The following is a 23,206-nucleotide window of genomic DNA, read 5'->3' on the forward strand; positions in this document are numbered from 1 at the left end:
TTCGTCCGCACAGCCCGGAGCACGTGCCTACCAAACGCGTGCGGCCACCACCCGATCGGCTTCGAGCGAGGCGAGACCGAGCATGCGGCAAAACTACACAGCCCGCAAGCGTGTCCGGCTGGCGTAGACGTGCTCGGCGATGAGGGTGGCGATGCGGTCGGGCGCTTCCAGCATCGGGACGTGGCCGACGCCGTTGACCAGGATGCGGTCGGCGGATTCGGGCAGTTCCTTCAGGTAGCGCCGTGCGTAGACGCGGTTGGGGATGACCCGGTCGTATTCCGACAGCAGCAGCCGGACCGGCGTTCGCAGGGTGGACAGGTCCTCCTGCGCGGGCGCCCGCATCGCGCCGAGGATCATCGGCACCATCGCCGGGCAGTGCAGCGCGGCGGCGAGGGCGGCGGCGGCGTCGCGCCGGGACACCGCGGAGGCCTGCTTGCTCAGCGCGAGCAATGCGATCCGCTGGGCGAGCGGGTTGCCGATCACGAATCCGCCCATGCGCTTGCCGATTCCGACGAGCGGGATCAGGGAGAGGAATTTCAGGTTGATCCGCCACTGGGTCAGCGAGGGCGCGTGCCAGCCGCCCGCGGGCGCGATGAGCGTCAGGGTGCGGGCGCGTCCGCGGCGGGCGAGCTCGACGCCGACCAACCCGCCGAGCGAGTTGCCCGCGATATGGCAAGTACGCCAACCCAGTTCGTCGAGCTGCTCGCAGATCCGGTCGGCCAGCGACGCGACGTCGACCGTCGGGCCTCCGGTGGGCGCGCCGCCCCAGTGGCCGGCGAACGCAGGCGCGAACACTTCGCAGTGCGTCGACAGCCGCGCCGCCGTCTGCTCCCAGCAGTGCGGCGACATCATGAATCCGTGCAGCAGAAGCAGGGGATCGCCGGATCCCACGTGCAACGCCTTGACCGGCTGAGGCTGTTTCGCCCGGGTGGATCCGCGCGCGGCGGCGGAGGAGGACTGGGAGGTGTCGGACGACATCGTCATCACCCCTTCCTGGACGGCAGTGTCCAAGGGACTTCATCTGACCAGCATTGTACGGTCGTGGAGTGCCGTATATCTCGACAGTGAACGTGAACGGTGTCCGCGCTGCCGCGGGTAAGGGCTTGCTCGCCTGGCTCGCGGCCACGGAGGCGGACATCGTCTGCGTGCAGGAGACCCGCGCCACCGACGAGCAGGTCGTGGCCGCGCTGGCGCCCGCGCTGGACGCGGGATGGCAGCTGTCACACGCCGAGCCGGAGTCCAAGGGCCGCGCCGGTGTCGGCATCCTGTCCCGGCGGACGCCCAGCGCGGTGCGAGTCGGCTTCGGCAGCAGCGAGTTCGCGGCGGCGGGCCGCTATCTCGAGGCCGACTTCGACGACGTCACCGTGGCCAGCGTCTACGTGCACTCCGGTGAGGCGGGCACGGTGCGGCAAGACGAGAAGTATCGCTTCATGGCCGAACTCGGCGCCTACCTCACTGCGCGGACCGGTGATTTCGTGGTCGCCGGGGACTGGAACATCGCGCACACCGAGCGCGACCTGAAGAACTGGAAGGGCAACCTGAAGTCGGCCGGGTTCCTGCCGCAGGAGCGGGCGTGGATCGATGAGCTGCTGGCCGCCGGATACGTCGACGTGGTGCGGCAGTTGCACCCGGAGGGCGACGGTCCCTACAGCTGGTGGTCCTACCGAGGCCGCGCGTTCGACAACGACAGCGGCTGGCGCATCGACGCAGTTTTCGCAACGAAGGATATAGCACAGTTCGCCGTGTCTGCACGAGTCGAGCGGGCGGCAACCTACGCGGAACGCTGGTCCGACCATGCCCCGGTCACGGTGACATTCAGCGAGATTCCAGGGCTCATCCGTTCTCGCACTGATCCGAACCTGGTGGAGAGTCGGGCTTTGTAGTGCCCCAACGGTATATCACTCTCGGGAACCCGCGCTCAGGCTGAGCGGCCGGTTTGCGTTGTTTTAGCGCGCCTCGTAAGGTATTGCCTGTCAGACGAACTGAGTCGTCACCACCCGGATTACCCGGTCAAGGTGAGGCTCGCCGTCCCTCTTGACCAGCCGGTTGGCAGTTGAGAGAGGTAGGACCAGGTGGACCCCATCGCACTTGCGGTCATGATCAGCCTGACGGCAACCGGCATGACGGCATCAATATCCGCCGCCGTAGCCAGGGTCGTTATCACGAATAACAAGGTCAGGGTGACGCGCGACGTTCTCAAGGGCGTGGAGGGGCCTGACCGTCCGGCGGTGCTTCAGGCGCTCGCTGAAGTCCTGTGATCTCGTAGCGAAACGGCCTCGATACCCTCCGTCCGAAAGGACATATCGGTTCGGATCCCACACTCGGTACCAAGGTTGGGTGCGGTTTCTGATGGAGTAAACCGCCCACCACCATCACGCTGTCCGCATGCCGCCCGCATCCATCCCATTCTGCTCGGACCTCGCCTCCGCCCTCCCGGTGTCTCGGCGCCGCGGGCAGGCCAACGACTCGGGTGCGCTCGGACTGCCCCACTGCACACGCCGACCTTTTCGGTAACAGGCAGGTGGGTAGCCCGCCCCCTGTGAGTGCAACCCACCACCGGCCAGGGCTATCGGCTGTTGTGTTACTCGAACAAATCGGGGTTCCACACTCGCGTAGGGCGAATGATCTGGGTGTCCTCAACCTTGTGGCCGATCGGGTAACCGCCGTCGTGGGTCATCAGGTAGTCCGCCTTCAGGCGGACCGCAGCCGCCACGTGAACTGCATCTGCTCCCCGAAGGCTCATCCCCGCATCAGCAGACATCCCTTCGCATGAAGCTGCAATCTTCGCCGCATCGGATGCCAGGAACCGGTCGACGTCTGTCCACCTTGTCTCGGGACTTGTAAACCATGCGCGTAGTCCAGCGACGACCTTTTCGCTTGTCCGCAACCGGCGCCGAGTCGCACCATTGGCCAGAACTTCAGCCTCAAGGAGCGCAGAGGCCGCGAGTCGGATTTTCCCCGCCTCGACAGCGTCAAGCACAAGTCGAGCACTTTTCCAACGCACTTCGCCAGTGTCCCTGTGAAGGTCGTTCTCGTTCTTGACGATCAGATCGAGGAATACGCAGGCGTCGAGATAGACCAACGGCGTGCCTTCATGACGGCGTCTAGCCACGCCGCACCTCCGCGATATAGGCATCCACCGACATCCCGCCGAGCCAGTCTGGCGCAGCCCCGAGCAAGTCATCGGCCTTCGGATATGGAACAGCCTCGAACCCCTCCAGTTGCTTCACCTCGAGCCGGATGGCCTGACCGCTAGAGTTACGCGTCAGCAGCCCCCCCGCAAGGACTCGCTTGCCGAACAGAGCATGGACCTTTTCCTCAAACTCGCTCGACGCCATACCGATGATGGCACGACGTGTCTGCACGTCGTAAATGCTCAACTTCAACATCTCGGTACGCCGTCGTGGCCGAGCTAGGACCTCCAGCACGCCAGCGAAGCTGCCATACGACTCTCCCCTGCCCCGGACCGCTTCCTTCGCATTATCACGAACGCTGTTGGACAACGTGACGGGCTCTCCTCTGCTCCCGTTGTATGTGGCAACCTCCACGCTGTGCAACCCACCCTTAGGAGTTGCGATGTCGATAACTCGCTCTACGGTCTGCGGACTGTAGAGCTCCGGCACCTCCGCAACCTCCTGCAATTGACGCGCCCCCGAAACCAGTGCATCCGCGGGGACCAGAAGGTCCTCTAGTGGCCGACGCCCCTTCGACTCAGCCTCGACGCGCACGGACAGTTCACTCGCATGTTGTCGAAGCCCAGCCACAACCCAGGTGACGCGCTCGGGTGGGCGGCGAACGTACAGGGCGTCGATCTCGCGCAAAGCGATCACAACCTGATCGATGGTCTTGGTGAATCGAGTCACCTCAACGCGCGACTGACCGACCCGCAGACGCACGTCGAGACCAGTGGTTGTCACACCACCCACAGTATCGCCACTGTTGTTCTTAGGCCGCCAATCAGCAGTCGAAACTTCACACAGAACGACGATGAGCCACGAGCTCCAAACGTCGAGCAGAACGACCTCAATACCCGGACGCCTGAGCCGCATAACGCACCGATCCCGAGACGGGGGCGAGGGTATACCCCTGGGGCCACTGTCGCTGTCGCACTCCGAGGCGTGCCCGCCCAAGTTCTCTAGAGAACCTGGGGACTGGACCGCTCACGCATTCCCGCAACAGTCGGCCATCTGCCGACGACACGGCCACACCAGCATGCCAAGCGGGCACCCGAAACGGCATCCACGCCACTCTCTACCCCCTGCCACACCCCAGCCACTCCACTCCCCCGCAGCGTGCCTGCGGCATCCCGTGTCGACTGAGTACTGACGCCGGAGTAGGCGGGAGGGGCGCACCCCTGAGGCGGTATCTCGAAAACGATCCCTTCTTGCGACTGAGACCGGCGTCCGGCCAGTCCGGCGCAGTCCTTGGGAACAGTGTGATCAACTGTCTTGAAAACAAGTCTCTAACCTCTAGTCTCATAACCTTCGAATCCACGGGGTATTGAGACAGGATGGACTCCAGTGGCAGTCATCGGTTACGCCCGAGTTAGCACGACCGACCAAGATCCCCAACTCCAGTTGGACGCGCTCAGCGCTGCCGGGTGTGAACGCATCTTCACCGACCACGGCGTGTCCGGCGCGAAAGCCGAACGACCGGAACTGGATCGGTGCCTGGATCACCTTCGGGCAGGTGACGTGTTGGCGGTGTGGAAGCTGGATCGATTGGGCCGCAACACAGTTCATGTGCTGCAATTGATTGAGCAACTGGCGGAGCGTGGCATCGGATTCCGTAGCCTCACCGAGGCGTTGCATACCGACGGCCCCATGGGCAAGGCCATGCTTACGATCATGGCCGCATTCGCCCAGTTGGAACGGGACACGATGATCGAACGCACCCGCGCCGGTCTGGCGGCGGCAGCAGCGAACGGTCGCAAGGGCGGTCGGCCTCGAAAGATGGGCGACGTCGAGGCGACAAAGGCGCGAGAGCTGAGAGCGAAGAACATCTCCGTTCCGGATATTGCAAAAATGCTTGGGTGCTCTCGAGCGACTGTCTATCGGTATCTGTCAGGGCAGCAGTCCTGAGACCGGATACGATTCGGCTGTGACGAGCTTCCAGGCCACCGGCAGTCCTACACAGAGCACTACCCGCGACATCGACACCGCTGGCGCAATACTGATTTCTTCGAACTTTGGGTCTAACCGAGGCTTCGGATGGGTCTCGGGAGCGCAATCATCAATTAGGAGCCTGATTGCCAAGTCGGTGGCACATCAACTCTCGCAGCTGCCAGAACGGTCAGACGAGTTCCCTCCAGAATGGACACCAATAATCCATGTAGGGCGACACGACCAGGCCATTTCAGTTGTGGAAATTTTGGCACACGACAGCACAGTATTAGGCGAGTTTTCAACTGAGCCTAAAATTGCAGCGAACCATTACAATCTGATCTTCCCAGAGACAGTGCAACTTACCGCAACTGCATTGGCAAATCCGTGGCAAGAAGTTCTGACGCTGAGCGGTGCGGCGCTTTCAAGCGGGATAATTGCGCGAGCGACTTGGACAGGGCTCAAGAACGCGAACGAAATCCTAGACTTCTTCTTGAGATTAACCACCTTCCGAAACGCCCGTAGCTTTCGCATTGCCGAGCTGAGGCAGCAGGCTATTCGAGACCAGTCGGATACTGTCAAGAAGATTATTGATGACATCGGCGGCAATGACTTGGGTCGAGCGGTTATCGCCGCTGAGCTGATAGGTGCCGCCATCGAGGTCCCCCGCGAGATACTTCAGTCAGTTGAATTTCGTGAGATAACCGATGAAGAAGCAGATATCCGCCGGAGGGAAATTCTTCGCGCAATAAATCCGACTATCGATGAGTAAGAGGATAGATTCGCGCAGCGTGCCGGCCACCGCGTGAACCGCGCCCAGGTCTTCATCTCGGACAACCGGGCCGACGCCAACGGGCCAAGCTCCATACGTCCGCTCGGCTCCCTAGAGCCTTGCGGGTCGCCGAACGGATAGCGGATTTTGCCCAGTGCACATCGACACCGCCGGAACGCTCATACGCTGTCATCAGCTCAGCATCTGGCCTCACCGAGCACGGTGCATAGCCGGACTAGGGGAAGCGCGTGCTGTATCCAAGCGTCGTTACGCTGGCCGTCGCCAGCGCTGACGATTTGGGCAACGTAGTAGTCCAGTTAGGAACGGGCATACCCCGTGTGCGCGTCGATGGGCGTCGGCTCGATACCTTCGACCACGGCCCGCGCCTCTACGGCCGCAAGTAATTCGGTCGGAGCGGGCACCGGATCGGCATCGTTACCACCGTATAGACTCGCATTTGGCAGGTCCGTCTCGTACCCTTTCGAGCCACGGGCGCGAGAGCCCGGCAGCATCGCCCAAGAGGCAACCTCGACTCTCGGCCTGACGCGGTGGTCGAGCGCGCCGCCTCCTACGACCAGCGCTGGTCCGACCACGCGCCCGTCACCGTGCAGTACCGATGAGCCGGTCGATCAAGCGCGGCATTGGCCTGCGGGGCGCGGTAGCCTCGGTGGTCTTCGCCATTATCTAGCTGGTCTCCTACTCGGTGGGTCCACCGCTACGCCGCGCGCCGATCGCCTTCCGGATCAGCACCCGCGCTGCTTCACCGGTCACGGACTGACGAGCCAGGACGTCGAATGTCCGGTGATACACCGCTATCTCTCGCGGCTGGGTGATCGACAGCTCTGCTGTTATGTTTTCGACCAGGACACGGCTCGAATCGAACATCAGAAACGACGTGGTAGCCGTCTCGAACGGTGCCAGCATCGGCACGATACCGAGCGTCACACGTGGCATACCTTGGACAGCTAAGAGCCGGTCGAGCTGGCCGACCATCGTCTGAGCGTCGCCCACAGTGGTGTACAACGCTTGTTCACCAAGGACGAAGTGGAACAAGTGATCCCGCTGATACAAGACTTGTTGTCGCTGCATCCGCTTGGATACACCCGCGTCCAGATCGTTCGGAATCTGCTGGAACTCGATCACCTTCCGCAGGATGCCCGCCGCGTAGTCGGCGGTCTGTAGAAGACCGGGAACCAAGGCCGGTTCGAACGATCGGATGATCCGAGCTTCGGATTCCCACTTGATCGATGCTTGCTGTCTGCGTTTGGTTCCGGTACCGAGAATCTTCCGCCATTCGAGGTACGCGGTATCGATGCTCTGCCGCGCCGCGTGGAGGTCTGCTAGTTGGTCACCTGCGTTGCAGTGTCGGCAGTACGCCGAGATGTCCTCTAGAGACGGCCGTATCCGTCCGTATTCGATCTTTGAGATTTTGCTGGCGTCCCATCCGCTACGGCGTGCCAACTCCGCCCCGGACAACCCGGCGGCAACGCGAATACCTCGGAGTTGCGCCCCGAGATATTCGCGCTGCTGGTCAACTGAACCGGTCACCGTGTGACGTACTCCGGCAACGGCGTGGCGAGAGGCCAGAACCGGGCTCGGAGGCCGCGACAGTACGCCGCAATGTGCGGGTCGGTGGTTACCGCACCGGACCAACCTCCGGACTCCCCGAACGCTGAGAAGACCACTGTTTCGTCATCGAGTAGCCAGTAGTCGTCCGGAGGGACTTCCCCGGCAGCATGCCGGGGCAGATATCGAATGTCTTCGCCTGCCCGTGCATTGAGCTCCGCCACGGCAAGCGCGAACCGGGTGTAGTCGGTGTGCGGTTCGGTGATGATTCGTACCCGTGTGACTGCTACGCCCCGGCTGGTCGTCTCCTCTACAAGCTCGGCCCACGGCTGGAACCATGCGTAGTCATCCGGCTCGTCTGCCAGGAATCGCCGGAACGGTTCATGCTCGTTCGGTTCGGCGTAAGTGTCGAGCACTTCGAGGTGAAACGCTTCCCGCTTGCAGGTCCGGAGTAGGTCCGGGAACCCTTCATCGGGCACTAGCAGCACCGTAGAATGTCCTTTCTAGCTTCGGAACCTCGATAGCGGTTTCGTCGTCCGCGATGTCGAGCTGTGCGAGTAGTTCCGGTTCAGTGACCGGCCGACCTGTGAGCCGGAATGTTCCCCGGCCGGTGTCGGTCAACGTCGCACCGATGAACGTATCCGGTTCCAAGAACCCGAGTAGCAGGTGTGGCAACTCGACTGTATCGGCCCGGTCCGTCTTCCATGCTTGGACGACGTACCTGCCAGGGTCGTTCGTCAGCAGGGTAGGGCATCCGTTGTTAGTGCTTCCGCCTTTGCCCAGAAAACGTAACGGCATCTGTAATACCTCCGGATCATGTCGTGCACAAGATTGCACGTACAGAATCGATTGTGGCGCAGCGAAGCTGGGCACGCACAGTAGATATTGAATCCGTGCACGATTGAGCACGATTGTGGACTGGCTCGGTAGACGGTTCGTAGCGTCTGGGCTGGCCCGCGTGACATGTGCCGTGATCCGGTCACGGGGTGCCTACCACTTGCCTACTACAGGGGGTTGAGATGACCGCAGACGGAGACCAACAACGCAGGCGCACAGAGCTTTACCCGTTCCCTGGTGGCGTGTTCGAACGGTGGGGTGACACCGGCGAGGCAGGGCCGGGCGTGTATGTCGAGTTCCACCACAGCCGGCAGTTGTGTAACGATGCTCGGGCGTTCGGCCCTGGTGAAGCGGAACGGCTCGGTTCGGCGGACGACGAGACGGAGCCCGCGTGATGGGGTTGTTCGTGGCGTTCGCTGTCCCGCTGGTCGCGTTCTTCGCGGTGGTGTTCTGGCCTCAGCGGATGCCGGAAGAGAAGGTCCGGGAACGGATCGAGCGCGAAGATGCGCGTCAGCAAGGCGGTAGTTAGATGACCGGCGAGGGTCTTCCGGAACGTGATCCCCGTAGCAGATTGGGTCTGTTTCTTCTCTCCGCGTTCGACGAGTGGGAACCTCCGACGCCCGCTCTTCTGGAGCGAGTCAGGTCCGGCCTGACATCGGAATCGGGGGATAACCGTTGAAAACCATTACTGGGCTGATCGCTGTGGCTGTGGTGATCGGCGTGAGTCCAGCGGCTACCGGCACGGCCCATGCCGCCCGCAGTTGCGATTTCGAGTTCACGCGCAGCGTACCGACGGTGCTACCGCCCCAGATCACGGGCGACGGTATTGCCGCGTGTGATGTCCCGCCGGACGAACACATAGTCGTCTTGGCGTTGCAGCACGAGGAGGTCGGTCGATGGGAGGTTGTCTCTACCCGAACCGATTCGACCATCCCCCCACCGTTCCGGGGCGGTGGACACTCCTACGCGGTGTCGGCTGCGTGCTACGCCGGGAAGTGGCGCGTCAGCGTCGGTATACGCGGCAAGATTCAGGGGCACCAGTTCACCTACAACAACGCATCCGGCACGGTGGAGGTCCCTGCCTCGAAGTGTCACCCCCGATTCTGAAGGAGCCAGAGTCGTGCCTACGCCTGAACCGATCGAGTATCCGATAGATCCTGACAACCCGCCGGAGTTCCCCGGAAAGCTGCCCCGAGAGCTTTCGGTGAAGGTCCGTGATCGGTTGCAGAAGATTGCCGAGGAAGTGAACCCGTATCTCGGTCCCGACCACCGGGCCATAGCCGCACTGCTCAAAGCTGCGGAAGAGTTGGCGGTAGTCACCTTCCCCAAGTCGGGGCGGTACGCCGAGTACACGCCAGACGAGTGAGCCCAGCTGCCGGACAGGTGACGTAGATTCGTCAGTCATGACGGGTAGCCGCGCCACCAGCAAGAGGCGTAACGGGGTCTGTAGTCCGGTTACTTCCCTGTTCAAGGGTGATTCTCGGGTTAGAACCCAGTCGGGACGTATCGGTTACCTCCTCCGTGGTGAGCCGGCCGCCCGTCCCAAGGTCGCGGTGATCGCATGGGCCACCGACCATCAGCGCGGGTCCGGCCATGCGTCTGTCACGGTGCAGTACCGATGAGCCGGTCGATCAAGCGCGGTATCGGCTTGCTCGGCGCGGTGGCCTTGGTGGTGCTCGCCGCGGTGCTCGCGTTGTACGACGGTGGGAATACCACCACGTCCGCCCCGGCGAGTCGCGCGACCACCGCCGTGACGAGCACGGTCACCCCGACCAGCGCGGCGCCGCGCGGTGCGGACAGCGCGTCGCCGGTCACCCAGGCGTCCGGTGTCCCGGAACGCGCGTACGCCACGCTGCGGGAGATCGACGCGGGCCGGTGGCCGGATTCGGCGAACGCACCCGGCACCAAAGGGGGCGAGCGATGGATGAATCGGGGTGGGGACCTGCCCGCGACCGATGGCTCCGGTAAGCCGATCACCTATCAGGAGTGGGACGTCAATCCCAAGCAATCCGGCCGATCCCGTGACGCCGAACGCATCGTCACCGGCAGCGACGGTTCGGCTTGGTACACCGGCGACCACTACAAGACCTTCACGAGGATGCGCTGATGACAAAGACCGTCACGCTGTCGCAGTTCCTTGCCCGCTCCGACGCCGACGACGCGCTGCCCAGGGCCGGACTCGCCCCGCCCCTCGTCACCTTCGGCACCCTCGCGGTCGACGCCGCCGACTTCAGCGGGGTGCGGGACAAGGCGCCCTCCGGATACCTGGTGCGCGAGTTGCGCGGCGCGAAGATGCCCACCACCGCCCGGCTCTTCGACGAGTTCGCCGCCGCGTTCCAGTTCCCCTACTACTTCGGCGAGAACAAGGACGCGTTCGACGAATGCCTGCGCGACCTGGACGATTTTCTCGGCGAAGGGGCCGGATACGTTGCCGTGGTGCGCGATTCGGCACAGTTGCTCGCCGACGAGCCGATCGAGCGTGACTGGTTCGCCGAGGCCATGCGCGACTGCGCGGCCTACTGGTCGCGGCGGGACGTGCTCTTCCGGGTGGTGCTGCAAGGCGACGCGCCCGACTTGGAAGACGTGTCCCTGCGCCTGTGACCAGGGCCGTTACCGCAGTTTCTCGGCCAGGTCCTCGCCGAGCAGGACGAACACGTCGACCGTCTGCTCGATCAACTCCTCGCGCGTGAGGTCGAGGCCGCCCTGGAGCCAGGCAGTCAGCGTCTGCACCAGGCCCCCGACCAGGTACAACGCCCGGAAGTCGACCACCGCAGCCGGGGCCGAGTCGGACATCCGGTAGAAATCCGTGCCCTCCGTGGCGACCATCCGCGCGAACGCTCGCACCGTCTCGGTGGTGCGGGCCCGCAGTTCCGGCGTCGCCATGCCCGCGATCAGGGCGGCCTTCGCCTTGCGCGGGTCGTTGGTGAGCAGGTGCACGCCCGCGGTGATCGCGGCGTGCGCGGTCGCGCGCGTGTCCGGCGCGGCGGTGCGGACGGCGGCGAGGATGGCCGCGGCCAGTTCCGTGGCGATCCCGTCGATCAGGGCGGTGAGCACGGCGTCGCGACTGTCGAAGTTCTCGTAGTAGTACCGCTCGTTGAGACCGGCCCGCGCGCACAACCCCGACACGGTCAGCTTGCCCAGCCCTTCGGTGCCGATGATCTCCAGTGCGGCGTCGAGCAACGCCGCACGCCGCTGCGCCCGGCGCTCCTCGGCGGAAACACCTCCATAAGTCCGTTGCGCCGTCACCCTTCGATTCTTACAGGCCCGCCGAAGCCGGTGCCCTCGATCGCCGCGCACGCCGCCGGAGTCCCCCGCGTGTGCGGCAATCAGGTAGCGCTTGGCATCCGGCCACTGAGTCCGCGTGCCCTGTGTTCCAGCGCATGATCACCGACGTGCCCGCCGCACCGCAACCACGTCTTTCGAGCGAAGTGAGACCGAGCATGCGAACACGCCGCGCCGTAGTCGCGGCAAATCGAACACAGCAATTTGGATACATCCATTGCCAGAAAAGACTGTTCTGGTGGATGCTATTGCCAGATGTTCTCGACGAGGAGGCGGCCATGTCCGAGCCCGGCTATTTCAGTGACCACTCGATGGTCCGGCGGGTGATGACCAAGCGGGCGGTGGGGCTGACCTACGGTTTGCGCGCGCTGGTGATCGGCGCGGTGCACCCGCTGCTCTACGTCGGTACGGCGGAGAACACCGAGCACCGCATGACCCCCTACACTCGGCTGGCGCTGACCGGCCGCCTGTTCGAGGCGGTGTTCCTCGGTAGCAAAGCCGAGGCCGACCGCGCGCTGTCGTTCACCAGGAAACGGCACGTCGAGGTACGTGGGGCGCTACCGGAGGACGCCGGAGCGCGGCACCCGGCAGGCACCGGATACTCCGCGCTCGACCCCCACCTGATGTTCATGACGATGGCCTTCACGTTCGACTCGGCCGAGGTGATGTACGACCTGCTGGTGCGCACCATGACCGACGGCGAGCGCGAAGGGCTCTACCAGGACTACGTGCGCTGGGGCGAGCTGTTCGGCATGCCCGCGGACGCGGCGCCCGCCAGTTATCCGGAGTTCCGGGCCTTCTTCGACGGCTATCTCGCCTCCGACGACCTGTTCCTCACCGACGAGGCGCGGCTGGTCGGCTCCTACCTGGCCGGACAGCGCGTCCCCTACTCGCGGGGTGTGCCGTTGCAGCAGGTCACCTCCGCGTTCTACCTGCTGGTGCAGGGAAGCCTGCCGCCGCGCGTCCGCCGGATGTACGGGATGCGCTGGGGTGTGGCGGAGGAGGTCGCCTACCAGGGGCTGTCGCGGGCGGTCCGTACCGCGCACGTGTCGGTTCCGCTGGTGCCCCCGGTGCTGCGGGGCACGCTCGCCGGGCCCAGCGCGCCGGTCTACAAGATGCTGTCCAAGCGGGAACACGAACTGGTCAGCGGCGGACGGCCGAGTATGCCCGGGGTGGACCCACGCAACTGGGTGCAGCGAAATTCGGCTTGAGCCGCATGCGAAGATCGGGGTATGTCCAGTCCTGCGCCCAGCCCGGCCGCCGAACGCAAACAGCGGGTTCTGTCCGGGATCCAGCCGACCAGCTCCTCGTTCCATCTAGGGAACTACCTTGGCGCGCTGCAGTACTGGGTGACCATGCAGGACGATTACGACGCGCTGTACTTCATCCCGGATCTGCACGCGATCACGGTGCCGCAGGACCCCAAGGAGCTGCGGCTGCGCACCAAGGCGGCCGCCGCCCAGTTGCTCGCGGTCGGCATCGACCCGAAGAAGTCGACCCTGTTCGCGCAGAGCCAGGTGCCCGAGCACGCCGAGCTGGCCTGGGTGCTCAGCTGTATCACCGGTTTCGGCGAGGCCAGCCGGATGACGCAGTTCAAGGACAAGTCGGTGAAGCAGGGCGCGGAGAACGCGACCGTCGGCCTGTTCACCTACCCCATCCTGATGGCCGCGGACATCCTGCTCTACCGCGCCCATCAGGTGCCCGTCGGCGAGGATCAGCGTCAGCACCTGGAACTGACCCGGAACCTGGCCCAGCGCTTCAACACTCGGTTCAAGAAGACCTTCGTGGTGCCGGAGGCGCACATCGTCAAGGGCACGGCGAAGATCTACGACTTGCAGGACCCGACCGCGAAGATGAGCAAGTCCGCCTCCACCGACGCGGGCCTGATCAACCTGCTCGACGATCCGAAGGTCACCGCGAAGAAGGTGAGGTCCGCGGTCACCGACACCGAACGCGAGATCCGCTACGATCCGGAGCGCAAGCCGGGCGTCAGCAATCTGTTGGTGATCCTGAGTTCCCTGACCGGTGCGCCGATCGTCACCCTGGAGAAGGATTTCGAGGGTAAGGGTTACGGCGAGCTGAAAGCCGACGTGGCCGACGCGCTGGTCGAATTTGTCACGCCGTTGCGGGCGAAGGTGCAAGAGTACATGTCGGATCAAGGTGAACTCGACCGCATACTCGCCGCAGGCGCCGAGCGCGCGCGAGAGATCGCCGGCAACACCCTCGCACAGGTCTACGACCGGGTCGGCTTGCTGAGCCGCTAGGCGGCCGCTCGCCTCCGCCGGGCGGTTGTCGCGCGCTCGACCGGGTATCACCGGTGCGAGGTCTCTCGGTCGAAGGGGCGAACGGTGCAGGTGATCGACAATGTCAAAGCTGGGATCGAACGCCGGATCCACGCGCAGCCGTGGCTGGACCATATGGTCCGTGCGGCGGGGCGCTATCAGCGGCAACGGGGTGACTACTACGCGGCGGGCATCACGTATTTCACTGTGCTGTCGTTGTTTCCGCTGCTCATGATCGCTTTCGCGGTCGCGGGCGTGATCTTGTCCAGCAATCCGGATCTGCTCGGGGAGTTGCAGGCCAAGATCGTCGAGAACATTCCCGGCTCGTTCGGCACCCAGTTGAACGATTTGATCGATCAGGCGGTCGATTCCCGGCGCACGGTCGGCGCGCTCGGTCTGATCACCGGCGTGTACAGCGGGCTCGGCTGGATGGCCAACCTGCGCGCTGCGCTCACCGAGCAATGGGACCAGAAGTCTCCGGACGGTAACTGGCTGATGACCAAGCTCTCCGATCTGGGTGCGCTGATCGGTCTCGGTCTCGCGTTCACCGTGTCGCTGGGGCTGTCGGCGCTGGCGTCGAGTTCCCTGGGCAGCCAGCTGCTCGACGACCTCGGCCTCGGCGACCTGCCCGGTGCGGACGTGTTGCTGTCGCTGTTGTCGATCGCGCTCGGTTTCCTCGCCTCCTGGGCGGTGTTCGCGTGGGTCATCGCGCGGTTGCCCCGGGAGCCGGTGACGCTGGCCAGTGCCGCCAAGGCGGCCGGTCTGGCGGCGCTGGTCTTCGAAGTGTTCAAGATCGTCGCCTCGATCTACCTGCAATCGGTGCTCAACAGCCCGGCGGGCGCCACCTTCGGCTCGATCATCGGTCTGATGGTGTTCACCTACGTCACCTACCGCATCGTCCTGTTCGCCACGGCGTGGGCCGCCACCGCCGCGGAGAACGAGCCGGAAGCCGAGATTCCCGCACCGGGGCCTGCGGTGATCGCGCCGCGGGTCGGCGCACGTGACGTGTCGATGGGAGTGGGCGCCGCCTTCTTCGGCGCGGGTGCGCTTGCCGCCCTTGCCCTTTCCGGATTGCGCAGGTCACCGGACCGGCGGTGAGCGATCAGCGTCGCCGGGCGGCTCGCCGTGCCGCCAGCAGGAGAGCGGCGACCACCAGGACGCCGCCGATGATCAGCACGGTTTGCGCACCGGTGCGGCGATCTCCGGTGTGTGGCATGGCGGACGGATCGCTGCCCGGCGACGATGCCGTCGCCGAGTCGGAGCCCGGCGTGGGCGGCGCGGCCAGGGTGGCTCCGCTGTGGTCGCGCTGGGGTACCACCGCGCCGGGCAGGTTGCCGATCGAGGCGCCGCGGGGCAGCGCGAACCCGTAGTCGAGCAGGCGTGCGGCCTGTTCCCACGGGCGCACCGGCTGCACGTCGGCCTTGAGGAGGGTGACGGCGAGCCTGCGGCCGCCCCGCTGGGCGGCGGCGACGAAGGTCTGGCGCGCGTCGTCGGTGAAACCGGTCTTGCCGCCGAGAGCGCCGTCGTAGTTGTAGAGCAGCTGGTTGTCGTTGCCGATCGGGTAGCCGGGGCGATCGGTGTCGCCCGGAACGGCCGGGTCGGCGGGGTAGCCGGGGAAGTCGACCTGCTCGGTGTGGATCAACTCGGCGAACAGCGGGATGGTCATCGCCTCGCGGAACAGCACCGCGAGGTCGTAGGCCGAGGTGCTCATGCCGGGGCCGTCCAGCCCGGACGGAGTGGCCGTGCGAGTGTCCATGGCGCGCAACGACTTCGCCAGGTCGTTCATCTTCGCGACGGTCGCGGCGTCGCCGCCGAGCTGCGCGGCGATGGCATGGGCCGCGTCGTTGCCCGAGGCCATGATCAGCGCCTGCATGAGCTGCCGGTTGGTGTAGCGGCCGCCCGGCCCCATGCCGACCCGGGTGCCGTCGACGTTGGCGTCGTCCTGCGTGCCGACGACCACCTTGTCGAGATTCAGCGTGCGCAGCGCCAGCGTGGCCAGCAGCACTTTGATCGTGCTCGCGGGCCGGTAGCGACCGTGCGGGTCTTTCGCGGCCAGCACCTCTCCGGTGTCCAGATCCGCCACCAGCCAAGCCGTCGCCGAAATGTCCGGTGGAGCGGGCGGCGCGGCTTTGGGGAGCACGACGCCGCACTCGCCGAGGCGGGTCCCTCCGATCGGCGGGGAAGGGATCGGGAGCGGCGTAGGGGTGGACTGTCCCGGCGCGGGCACCTCGGAGGCGTCGATCGGAGCAGGCGGCGATGTCTTCTGCGGGCACCCATCCGTGTTCGGGGTGGTGAACGGCGTGGTGGTGCTGGGCGCTGCCAGGGACGGCGTGGCCGTCGCTCCGAACGCGGCGACGGCGAGCACGGCGCCTACGCAGAGCAAGGCACGGCGAGTGATCTTCATCGCCGATGAGCCTAGCGAGCGGTCGGGTGATCGGTCATTCCATCCCTTCGGTGGTATTGACAGCGACTACTAAATGAGAGCTACTATCAAAAAACTGTAGCTACCATTTCTGGAGGCGTCATGAAGAACGACTCGCCCCGTCGCTGGCTCGCCCTCGGCGCGCTGGCCGTGGCGATGCTGACCATCGGGCTCGATGTCACCGTGCTGACCGTGGCGCTGCCCACGCTCGCGGTCGACCTCAACGCGAATACCGCTGCGCTGCAATGGTTCAGCAGTGCCTACACGCTGGCGCTGGCCGCGGTGATGCTGCCCGCTGGCGCGCTCGGCGACCGCTACGGCCGCAAGAAGTTCCTGCTCGCCGCGCTGGTGCTGTTCGGTGTGGCGTCCATCGCGTGCGCCGTGGCCACCTCGCCCGGCGAGCTCATCGCGGCGCGCGTCGTGCTCGGCGTCGCGGCGGCGGCGATGATGCCGCTGTCGATGTCGGTGCTGCCCGCGCTGTTCCCCGCACCGGCCGATCTCCAGCGGGCGCTCACCATCTGGATCACCTCGACCGCGATCGGCCTACCGCTGGGCCCGATCGTGGGCGGCTGGTTGCTGCGGAACCTCTGGTGGGGTTCGGTGTTCCTGATCAACGTGCCGATGGTCGTGATCGGTGCGTGCGCCGTCGCCGCTCTGGTGCCCGAGTCGCGCAGCGCGCAGCGCTTCCGGATCGACCTGCCCGGCGTCGCGTTGTCCGCGACGGGCATGCTCGGGCTCACCTACGGCTTCATCCGGATCGGCGAGAAGGGCTGGGGCGACGGCCCGGCCTGGGCGACCATCGCGGCCGGTGTGCTGCTGCTCGGCGCGTTCCTGCTCTGGCAGCGCAGGACCACGCATCCGCTGATCGATCTCGGTCTCTTCGCCGCCGACGGATTCCGCTGGGGGACGGCCTTTTCGATCGTGGTGAACTTCGCCATGTTCGGCATGTTCTTCACCGTTCCGCAGTACTTCCAGGCGGTGCTCGGCGTGGACGCGCTCGGCAGCGGCCTGCGGTTGCTCCCGTTGATCGCCGGTTTGCTGGTCGGCAGCAGGCTGGTCGACAAAGTGCTGCCGAAACTGGGCGTCCGCGTGGTGGTTGCCGCCGGATTCGCCCTGTTGGCAGGCTCGCTGGCACTGGGCGCGTCGACCACCGTTGACAGCGGTTACGGCTTCGCCGCACTGTGGCTGACGCTGCTCGGTGCCGGTATGGGGCTGGTGATGCCCGCGGCCATGGGCATGGCGATGGGCGACCTGGACGCCGAGCGCTCCGGCTCCGGTTCCGCGCTGTTGCAGGCGCTGCGCCAGGCGGGCGGCACCATCGGCGTCGCGGTGCTGGGCACCGTGCTGTCCACCCGATACCGGTCGGAACTGGGCGCGCTGAATCGCGAACCGATCTCCGACGGCGTGAACGCGGGCGTCGCCACGGCGCACAAGCTGGGCGATCCGTCGATGCTGCACCAGGTGCAGGTGGCGTTCCTCGGCGGCATGAGCGCGATGCTGTGGGCCTGCGCCGCGCTGTGCGTGCTGGCGGCGGTGCTCACGGCGACGTTGGTGCGCACCCGGCAACCCGCCCGGGCGCCCGAGCCGGGTGCGGCAGAATCGATTCATGTCGGTTGAGCTACCCGCGAGCGGGACGGCGCAGGGTCTGCGCGAGCGGAAGAAGGAACGGACCCGCCGGACGATTCGCCTCGAGGCTTTCCGGCTGTTCCGCGAGCAGGGCTACAACGAGACGACGATCGAGCAGATCGCCGCGGCGGCCGATGTCTCGCCGAGCACCTTCTTCCGCTACTTCCCGACCAAGGAACAGCTGGTGCTCGCGGACGATCTCGATCCGGCGATGATCGAGGCGTTGCGGCGACAGCCGCGCGACATCGGGCCGATGGCGGCCTTCCGCAACGCGGTGCTGGAGGTCTTCGGCAAACTGGGCGCCGCCGAGCTGGCGTTCGAGCAGGAGCGGCAGGCGCTGCTCTATCACGTGCCGGAGCTGCGCTCGGCCATCGGTTTGGAGATCATCCGCAGCATCGACCTCATCGCGAGCCTGCTGGCCGATCATCTCGGCCGGCCCGCCGACGACTTCGAGGTGCGAGTGGCGGCGGGCGCGATGGCGGGCGCGGCTCTCGGCATGGCGACGATGACGCCGTTGAACGTCGAGAACATCACCCGCACCTTGGATTTCCTGGATGCGGGCATGCCGCTGACGCCGCGGCGCGAGTGCTGAAGTCCGGCCGCACCATTACGCGCCCGCGGGGCTGGCGTGCCGTAAACGGTCGGGCGTGTCGTCGTCCATGGTCGCGAAGAAGCCGCCGATCACGTCCTCGATCTGGGCGATCGAGTCCGCGCAGTACAGAGTCGGCTGGTAGTGGGTGATGTCGTAGGTGGCGGTACCCATCCGGGCGATGTCCAGCGGGCGCAGCTCGGCGTGCCGGAACTCCTCGATCTCGCCGTAGGACGACAGCAAGCCCGCGCCGTAGCAACGGATCTCGCCGTGCTCCCGGACGACGCCGAATTCCATCGAGAACCAGAAGACGTCGGCGAGGAATTTCAGCGCGTGGTCGGTGCTCAGCCGTGCGACCGCCGCGCCGACGGTCGCGTAGATCGCGGCGAAGCGCGGGCTGGCGATCTGGTTGGCGTGGCCGATGATCTCGTGGATCGCGTCCGGCTCCGGGGTGTACAGCGGCGCGGAATGATGCCGGATGTACTGGGTGGAGTGGAAGATCCGGTCGGCGAAGGAGCCGAAGAACTCCCGCAGCGGCACCAGTCCCGCGGCCGGTGCGTAGCGGAATCCGGTCAACGGGGCGAGTGCCGCGGACACTTCGTCCAGTTGCGGGATGTGATCGGTGGGCAGCGACAGCGCCTCGGCGGCCGTCAGTATCTCCGCGCTGGCATAGGTGCGATGTTTGCGCGCCAGTTCGGCCGACACGATCCGCCACACCTGCTGCTCCTCGTCGGTGTAGGCGACGTGGGGTAGCGGCTTTCCCGGTGCGTAGTCCAGAGCCAGCGCGGCGATGGCATTGCGCCGGGCCCGATATTCCGGATCGTGCACACCCGGGTGCTCATCGCTCAGGTGCACGGTCACGTCGCCGTCGCCGGTGCGGGTCACCGGCGAGTACAACTGCGCCTCGCTGAACATGACTCGATGCAAGCACCGCCGGCGCCCGCCGACAACAAAAGCCCGTCCAGCTGGGCAATCTGCCTAGCTGAACGGGCTGAGATCGGGCCGCTGTGTCACCCGAAGGCGCGGATCGGGCGGCGTGCTGATCAGTGCGCGCCGTGCAGTGAATGCACCACCGCGTGGCCTTTGCCGCGTCCGATCATCCATTTGTTGACCGGCGTGGTCAGCACGAAGGCCACCGCCAAGGAGAAGGCGAGGGTGGTCCAGAACAGGAGGGTGTCCAGGTGGGCGTCCATCGCTCCGGGAACGGCGAGGATCACGGCGTTGTCCACGATCTCCATCACGGTGATGGACACCGTGTCGGCGGCCAGCGCGGTGCCGATGGCGGCCGCCAGCGGCAGGCCCGCCCGCAGCACGCCGCGCATGGTCAACGCGTAGCCGAACACGAACGCCAGCACGATGGCCAGCACCATGGTCGAGGCGTTGTTCCAGCCCAGCGCGGTGCCGATCACCATGCCGAGGATTTCGCCGATGGCGCAGCCGGTGAGGCAGTGCAGCGTGGCCATGGCCGCCATCCGCCAGGTAGCGGGGGCATGGTGCCCACTGTGGTGTTCGGCGTGCGTGACGTGAGAGAGGTGTTCGCCCGACGGGTGGTGCCTGTGTTCCATGACTGGAACTATACCCCCGTAGGGTATCTACGCAAGGTGGAGTTGGCGATTTGCCGGACATGAGCGGGCGTCATGCCGCAAGATGGCGAAAGTATGAAGGAGGGCGCATGAAATCCGTGCGGATCGATCTCGACCAGGACTTGCTCGCCGCGGCCGCCGCCATCATGGGCACGTCGACCAGCGACACCACCGTCAACGAGGCCTTGCGCCGGATCGTCGTGCACGAGCGCCAGCTGCACAATCTGCAGCGGCTCGCCGCGAAGGCGTTCGTGGGGTCGGACGTCGCGGTGGTGGACCGCTAGGCCCGGGCTATCTGGGAGAAGCGGGCCGTCGCTCGTCGAGAGCGCGCTGCCAGACCTCGTCGAACTCCTCGGCGTCGATCTGGAGCGCGGTGAACTCGGTCTGCGCATTCAGCTCGTCCGGCGCCGGAACCGGGATCTGCCCGAGTTCGGTCGTGCCGGTGCCGCGGCCCGAATCGGCCCAGTCGCGGTGCCCGTCGCGGAACACCTCGATCTTGCGCACCTCGAAACCGTCGTCGCCGATCTCGCTGAACAGCTCGACCGGCTCGTCGTCGAAATCGTGGTGCCATTGCGCCTTCAGGTACCACATCGTCATCAGCTCCCCAGCTCGCGACCGACTCGGCTACCGAACCGCACACCAGCCAGCATATGGGGTCGAACTGTCGGTGGCCCCTGGCAGAATCCCGGGCACTGTTGGCGTGACCGAGGGGTGGGAGTCATGGCGGTCTCTCTTGTCGACGTGCCGGTGGAGCAGCGGCCGCGGGAGCGCTTGCTGGCGCTCGGGCCGCACGCGCTGAGCGACGCGGAGTTGCTGGCATTGCTGCTGCGGCAGGGCAGGCGCGGTGCGAGCGCGCTGGATCTGGCGGTGGAGTTGCTGGTCGAGCACGGCGGGCTCGCCGGGCTGGCGTCCGCGCGTCCGGAGGAGTTGTCGCGCCGGGCGGGCATCGGCGCGGCGAAGGCCGCCGCCGTCATCGCCGCCTTCCACCTCGGCGCGCGGGCGCGCGGCAGGCCGGACACATCGATCCGGCTCACCAACCCCGCCGACGTGGCCGCCGCCGCCCTCCCGCTGTTCGCGGGCTGCCGGGTCGAGCGCCTGCTCGTGCTGGTCTGCGACGCGCAGAACCGCCTCCGCCAGAAGGTCTTCGTCGCCGAGGGCGCCGTCGACCAGGTCGCCGTCCCCGTCCGGGAGGTCCTGAACACCGTCCTGCGCCACGACGGCCGCGCCTTCGCCATCGTGCACAACCACCCCTCCGGCGACCCCACCCCCAGCCCCGACGACCGCCACACCACCACCCTGCTCACCGAAGCCGCCCACACCGTCGGCCTCCGCTTCCTCGACCACGTGGTGATCGCGGGGGAGAAGTGGACGAGCGCACCGAAGTTCGCTTGACCTTCGCACTGTGTCAAGGCCTTCACTGGCTGTCGGAGGTGGTTCCCATCAATTCGACACACAAGAATCCACAGCACGCCCGGCTGCTCGACGCATTGGCGGCGGGGAGTTCGTCGACGCGGCTCGAGGCGGCACTGGCAGCGGGCACTCATCCCGATCCCGGGTTCATCGATGCGCTGGTGGAGCGGTGCGCGATCGAACCGGACTTCTTCGTGCGGGACATGCTCACGTGGGCGCTGACTCGGCTCCCGGCGGAGCTCACGGTGCCGAAGCTGCTCACGGAGGTTCGTTCCGAGCGGGCGCAGGCCCGGAGCCAAGCGTTGCACACGCTGTCCAAGATCGGCGATCCGAGCGCGTGGTCGGCGATCACGCGCTCATTGCTGCACGACGCCGACGATGAAGTCGCGCGAAGTGCCTGGCGTGCCGCCGTCGTTCTCGTGCCCGACGAAGCGAAAGAATGGCTGGGTGTGGAACTGGCCAGGCAATTCGGCCGGGGAGACCGGGAGGTACGGTTGAGTTTGAGCCGCGCTCTCGTCGCGCTCGGTGAGGTGATCGAGCCGGTCCTCCGGACGGCGATGGCAAGTTCCGACCCGACGGTGCGGGCGCACGCGCGCGCGACGGAGCGGCTCCTGCGCGACCCGGATGCCGGATTCGACCTCGCCGTCGACGCGGCGAGACGGGTCGTCGCGCTCGGTCCGGACCAGGAGGAGACAACTGCGTGCTGATCGGTGAGGTGGCGCGCCGCTCCGGTGTGAGCGCCCGCATGCTCCGGCACTACGACTCGCTCGGGCTGGTGCGACCGACCGGCCGCACCGTGGGTGGCTACCGGGAATACTCCCCGGAGGACATCCGGCGCATCTTCCACGTGGAGGGCCTGCGCTCCCTGGGGCTGTCACTGAGCCAGATCGGACGCGCTCTCGATGATGCCGGATTCACCCCGTCCACGCTGGTCGGCGACCTCATCCGGAAGACCGAAGAACGACTGAACCGGGAGCGAGAACTCCTGGAGCGGCTGCGTACGGTGGATTCGGCCGAGCCCTCTGGTTGGCAAGATGTCCTGCGTATCGTCGAACTGCTGCACGGACTCGGTTCGCAGAGCCCCGCCCGGCGGCAGCAGGCCGTCCTGGCCCCGGCCGAGGACGTTGCGGTGCCGGCCGAGCTGCTGGCCGAGGCAGTGCTCACCGAATCCGATCCGTATGTGGCCGGGGCTTTGCGGTGGGCACTCGCGCGGTCCGGCGGTGACGGCGTGGCGAGCGTGGCATCCGGCCTGGGCTCCGAGGACGTCGACGTCCGGCGGCGCGCGGTCCTCGCGCTCGCCGAGTTGCCGGGCGACGAGGCGACCGCGGTGCTCACGGACGCGCTCGAGGACCCGGACACGACGGTCCGCAGACACGCTGCTCTCGCCCTGGGTGGGCGCGGCGTGACCCGGGCCGTGCCCGCGCTTGTCGACACGGTGGTCGAAGGCCCGAACGACGTCGAGGCGGCCGAACTCTTGGGAACGCTGGCGCAGGACGCGGAGTGGGCGGATCGGATCATCAGTGCGCTGGTCGAACAGCTCACCGCAGATGCGGCGGACTCGGCGGTGCGAATCCGACTGACCCAGGCGCTCGCTGAAATGCCGGGGACCATCGCGCTGGATGCCCTGCGGCACCTGTCCTGCGATGAGGATCGCACCGTGGCGGCCATAGCCTCGGCCCTCGTGGAAACGCTCGTAGAACGACCGGGCGAGGAGCCGGGGCAACCCTGACCGATC

At 66.1% G+C, this 23,206-nt stretch carries 28 protein-coding genes; 18 read left to right on the top strand and 10 right to left on the bottom strand.

Annotated features, from left to right (window positions below; translation table 11 throughout):
- Positions 1-93: 93 nt before the first annotated feature.
- Positions 94-984, bottom strand: coding sequence for an epoxide hydrolase EphH (gene ephH / locus ON21_RS04975; RefSeq protein ID WP_039796179.1), 891 nt, complete (start codon positions 982-984; stop codon positions 94-96).
- 62 nt (positions 985-1,046) lie between these two features.
- On the opposite strand from ephH, the gene ON21_RS04980 reads away from it, so the two are divergent.
- Both ON21_RS04980 and ON21_RS04985 read left to right on the top strand, forming a co-directional pair.
- Entirely contained in the window at positions 1,047-1,883 is an 837-nt protein-coding gene (locus ON21_RS04980; RefSeq protein WP_083880398.1) for an exodeoxyribonuclease III, read from the top strand.
- A gap of 189 nt (positions 1,884-2,072) precedes the next feature.
- Positions 2,073-2,258, top strand: coding sequence for a hypothetical protein (locus ON21_RS04985; protein ID WP_039795785.1), 186 nt, complete (start codon positions 2,073-2,075; stop codon positions 2,256-2,258).
- 323 nt (positions 2,259-2,581) lie between these two features.
- Here ON21_RS04985 and ON21_RS38100 read toward each other — a convergent pair whose 3' ends face one another.
- Both ON21_RS38100 and ON21_RS04995 read right to left on the bottom strand, forming a co-directional pair.
- Positions 2,582-3,112, bottom strand: a complete 531-nt coding sequence (locus ON21_RS38100; RefSeq protein WP_157170706.1) for a PIN domain-containing protein — start codon at positions 3,110-3,112, stop codon at positions 2,582-2,584.
- Positions 3,105-3,917, bottom strand: coding sequence for a hypothetical protein (locus ON21_RS04995; protein ID WP_157170707.1), 813 nt, complete (start codon positions 3,915-3,917; stop codon positions 3,105-3,107). Before ON21_RS04995 ends, ON21_RS38100 begins: the two co-directional genes overlap by 8 nt.
- A 603-nt stretch (positions 3,918-4,520) precedes the next feature.
- On the opposite strand from ON21_RS04995, the gene ON21_RS05000 reads away from it, so the two are divergent.
- A complete protein-coding gene (locus tag ON21_RS05000; RefSeq protein WP_039795789.1) occupies positions 4,521-5,081 on the top strand; it encodes a recombinase family protein in 561 nt (186 codons plus the stop codon).
- A 19-nt stretch (positions 5,082-5,100) separates the two neighbouring features.
- Positions 5,101-5,874: a hypothetical protein gene (locus tag ON21_RS38105; protein WP_157170708.1), complete on the top strand. Its 774-nt coding sequence runs from the start codon at positions 5,101-5,103 to the stop codon at positions 5,872-5,874.
- 696 nt (positions 5,875-6,570) lie between these two features.
- Here the strand turns inward: ON21_RS38105 and ON21_RS05010 are convergent.
- Positions 6,571-7,422 (bottom strand): helix-turn-helix domain-containing protein, encoded by an 852-nt coding sequence (locus ON21_RS05010; RefSeq protein WP_051020349.1) that lies wholly within the window; start codon positions 7,420-7,422, stop codon positions 6,571-6,573.
- Positions 7,419-7,928, bottom strand: coding sequence for a DUF6879 family protein (locus ON21_RS05015; protein ID WP_039795793.1), 510 nt, complete (start codon positions 7,926-7,928; stop codon positions 7,419-7,421). Before ON21_RS05015 ends, ON21_RS05010 begins: the two co-directional genes overlap by 4 nt.
- A 740-nt stretch (positions 7,929-8,668) precedes the next feature.
- On the opposite strand from ON21_RS05015, the gene ON21_RS38110 reads away from it, so the two are divergent.
- The 5 genes from ON21_RS38110 (at position 8,669) to ON21_RS05030 (ending at position 10,878) form a co-directional block, all read left to right on the top strand.
- Complete coding sequence (locus ON21_RS38110) at positions 8,669-8,806, top strand: hypothetical protein (protein ID WP_157170709.1); 138 nt, start codon at positions 8,669-8,671, stop codon at positions 8,804-8,806.
- A gap of 146 nt (positions 8,807-8,952) precedes the next feature.
- Complete coding sequence (locus ON21_RS05020) at positions 8,953-9,384, top strand: hypothetical protein (protein ID WP_039795795.1); 432 nt, start codon at positions 8,953-8,955, stop codon at positions 9,382-9,384.
- A gap of 13 nt (positions 9,385-9,397) precedes the next feature.
- A complete protein-coding gene (locus ON21_RS38115; protein ID WP_157111822.1) occupies positions 9,398-9,643 on the top strand; it encodes a hypothetical protein in 246 nt (81 codons plus the stop codon).
- 252 nt (positions 9,644-9,895) lie between these two features.
- Positions 9,896-10,384 (top strand): guanyl-specific ribonuclease, encoded by a 489-nt coding sequence (locus tag ON21_RS05025; protein ID WP_039795797.1) that lies wholly within the window; start codon positions 9,896-9,898, stop codon positions 10,382-10,384.
- Positions 10,384-10,878: a barstar family protein gene (locus ON21_RS05030; RefSeq protein WP_039795799.1), complete on the top strand. Its 495-nt coding sequence runs from the start codon at positions 10,384-10,386 to the stop codon at positions 10,876-10,878. Before ON21_RS05025 ends, ON21_RS05030 begins: the two co-directional genes overlap by 1 nt.
- Positions 10,879-10,887: 9 nt before the next feature.
- Here ON21_RS05030 and ON21_RS05035 read toward each other — a convergent pair whose 3' ends face one another.
- A complete protein-coding gene (locus tag ON21_RS05035) occupies positions 10,888-11,523 on the bottom strand; it encodes a TetR/AcrR family transcriptional regulator (protein WP_039795801.1) in 636 nt (211 codons plus the stop codon).
- Between the two features lie 314 nt (positions 11,524-11,837).
- Here ON21_RS05035 and ON21_RS05040 point away from each other — a divergent pair, with 314 nt between their 5' ends.
- The 3 genes from ON21_RS05040 to yhjD all read left to right on the top strand — a co-directional run bounded on the left by ON21_RS05040 (position 11,838) and on the right by yhjD (position 14,939).
- Positions 11,838-12,770, top strand: coding sequence for an oxygenase MpaB family protein (locus tag ON21_RS05040; protein WP_039795802.1), 933 nt, complete (start codon positions 11,838-11,840; stop codon positions 12,768-12,770).
- A gap of 21 nt (positions 12,771-12,791) precedes the next feature.
- Entirely contained in the window at positions 12,792-13,823 is a 1,032-nt protein-coding gene (gene trpS, locus ON21_RS05045; RefSeq protein ID WP_039795804.1) for a tryptophan--tRNA ligase, read from the top strand.
- Positions 13,824-13,907: 84 nt separating this feature from the next.
- Positions 13,908-14,939, top strand: coding sequence for an inner membrane protein YhjD (gene yhjD / locus ON21_RS05050; RefSeq protein ID WP_039795805.1), 1,032 nt, complete (start codon positions 13,908-13,910; stop codon positions 14,937-14,939).
- 4 nt (positions 14,940-14,943) lie between these two features.
- Here the strand turns inward: yhjD and ON21_RS05055 are convergent, their stop codons facing one another.
- The gene (locus ON21_RS05055) at positions 14,944-16,245 is read right to left on the bottom strand and encodes a D-alanyl-D-alanine carboxypeptidase family protein (RefSeq protein WP_039795807.1); all 1,302 of its coding nucleotides are present in this window, start codon (positions 16,243-16,245) and stop codon (positions 14,944-14,946) included.
- A 120-nt stretch (positions 16,246-16,365) separates the two neighbouring features.
- Between ON21_RS05055 and ON21_RS05060 the strand changes: the two genes are divergently transcribed.
- The gene (locus tag ON21_RS05060) at positions 16,366-17,880 is read left to right on the top strand and encodes an MFS transporter (protein ID WP_039795809.1); all 1,515 of its coding nucleotides are present in this window, start codon (positions 16,366-16,368) and stop codon (positions 17,878-17,880) included.
- Complete coding sequence (locus ON21_RS05065) at positions 17,870-18,481, top strand: acyl-CoA-like ligand-binding transcription factor (RefSeq protein ID WP_039795811.1); 612 nt, start codon at positions 17,870-17,872, stop codon at positions 18,479-18,481. The genes ON21_RS05060 and ON21_RS05065 overlap by 11 nt, the downstream gene beginning before the upstream one ends.
- A 15-nt stretch (positions 18,482-18,496) precedes the next feature.
- Here the strand turns inward: ON21_RS05065 and ON21_RS05070 are convergent, their stop codons facing one another.
- Complete coding sequence (locus ON21_RS05070; RefSeq protein WP_039795813.1) at positions 18,497-19,393, bottom strand: phenylalanine 4-monooxygenase; 897 nt, start codon at positions 19,391-19,393, stop codon at positions 18,497-18,499.
- Positions 19,394-19,521: 128 nt separating this feature from the next.
- On the bottom strand, positions 19,522-20,043 hold the full coding sequence (locus tag ON21_RS05075; RefSeq protein ID WP_063821017.1) for a DUF4396 domain-containing protein: 522 nt from the start codon (positions 20,041-20,043) through the stop codon (positions 19,522-19,524).
- 107 nt (positions 20,044-20,150) lie between these two features.
- Here ON21_RS05075 and ON21_RS05080 point away from each other — a divergent pair, with 107 nt between their 5' ends.
- Positions 20,151-20,345, top strand: a complete 195-nt coding sequence (locus ON21_RS05080; protein ID WP_039795816.1) for a type II toxin-antitoxin system VapB family antitoxin — start codon at positions 20,151-20,153, stop codon at positions 20,343-20,345.
- 7 nt (positions 20,346-20,352) lie between these two features.
- Here the strand turns inward: ON21_RS05080 and ON21_RS05085 are convergent, their stop codons facing one another.
- The gene (locus tag ON21_RS05085) at positions 20,353-20,658 is read right to left on the bottom strand and encodes a DUF6881 domain-containing protein (protein WP_218004039.1); all 306 of its coding nucleotides are present in this window, start codon (positions 20,656-20,658) and stop codon (positions 20,353-20,355) included.
- Between the two features lie 123 nt (positions 20,659-20,781).
- On the opposite strand from ON21_RS05085, the gene radC reads away from it, so the two are divergent.
- From radC to ON21_RS05100, 3 genes are read left to right on the top strand one after another with little or no spacing between them, the layout of a single operon-like run.
- On the top strand, positions 20,782-21,453 hold the full coding sequence (gene radC / locus ON21_RS05090) for a RadC family protein (protein ID WP_039795818.1): 672 nt from the start codon (positions 20,782-20,784) through the stop codon (positions 21,451-21,453).
- Between the two features lie 38 nt (positions 21,454-21,491).
- On the top strand, positions 21,492-22,178 hold the full coding sequence (locus tag ON21_RS05095; RefSeq protein WP_218004040.1) for a HEAT repeat domain-containing protein: 687 nt from the start codon (positions 21,492-21,494) through the stop codon (positions 22,176-22,178).
- Positions 22,172-23,200 (top strand): HEAT repeat domain-containing protein, encoded by a 1,029-nt coding sequence (locus tag ON21_RS05100; RefSeq protein ID WP_039795820.1) that lies wholly within the window; start codon positions 22,172-22,174, stop codon positions 23,198-23,200. The genes ON21_RS05095 and ON21_RS05100 overlap by 7 nt, the downstream gene beginning before the upstream one ends.
- The last annotated feature ends 6 nt before the right edge of the window (positions 23,201-23,206 follow it).

Origin of the sequence: Nocardia araoensis NBRC 100135 (assembly GCF_000308435.1) — a bacterium.
GTDB lineage: Bacteria > Actinomycetota > Actinomycetes > Mycobacteriales > Mycobacteriaceae > Nocardia > Nocardia araoensis.

Excerpts from the sequence above, each read along its gene's own strand:
- ephH (WP_039796179.1), bottom strand. The coding sequence starts at position 984 with ATGACGATGTCGTCCGACACCTCCCAGTCCTCCTCCGCCGCCGCGCGC.
- ON21_RS05025 (WP_039795797.1), top strand. The coding sequence starts at position 9,896 with ATGAGCCGGTCGATCAAGCGCGGTATCGGCTTGCTCGGCGCGGTGGCC.
- ON21_RS05030 (WP_039795799.1), top strand. The coding sequence starts at position 10,384 with ATGACAAAGACCGTCACGCTGTCGCAGTTCCTTGCCCGCTCCGACGCC.
- ON21_RS05040 (WP_039795802.1), top strand. The coding sequence starts at position 11,838 with ATGTCCGAGCCCGGCTATTTCAGTGACCACTCGATGGTCCGGCGGGTG.
- trpS (WP_039795804.1), top strand. The coding sequence starts at position 12,792 with ATGTCCAGTCCTGCGCCCAGCCCGGCCGCCGAACGCAAACAGCGGGTT.
- ON21_RS05055 (WP_039795807.1), bottom strand. The coding sequence starts at position 16,245 with ATGAAGATCACTCGCCGTGCCTTGCTCTGCGTAGGCGCCGTGCTCGCC.
- ON21_RS05060 (WP_039795809.1), top strand. The coding sequence starts at position 16,366 with ATGAAGAACGACTCGCCCCGTCGCTGGCTCGCCCTCGGCGCGCTGGCC.
- ON21_RS05065 (WP_039795811.1), top strand. The coding sequence starts at position 17,870 with ATGTCGGTTGAGCTACCCGCGAGCGGGACGGCGCAGGGTCTGCGCGAG.
- ON21_RS05070 (WP_039795813.1), bottom strand. The coding sequence starts at position 19,393 with ATGTTCAGCGAGGCGCAGTTGTACTCGCCGGTGACCCGCACCGGCGAC.
- ON21_RS05075 (WP_063821017.1), bottom strand. The coding sequence starts at position 20,043 with ATGGAACACAGGCACCACCCGTCGGGCGAACACCTCTCTCACGTCACG.
- ON21_RS05080 (WP_039795816.1), top strand. The coding sequence starts at position 20,151 with ATGAAATCCGTGCGGATCGATCTCGACCAGGACTTGCTCGCCGCGGCC.
- ON21_RS05085 (WP_218004039.1), bottom strand. The coding sequence starts at position 20,658 with ATGACGATGTGGTACCTGAAGGCGCAATGGCACCACGATTTCGACGAC.
- radC (WP_039795818.1), top strand. The coding sequence starts at position 20,782 with ATGGCGGTCTCTCTTGTCGACGTGCCGGTGGAGCAGCGGCCGCGGGAG.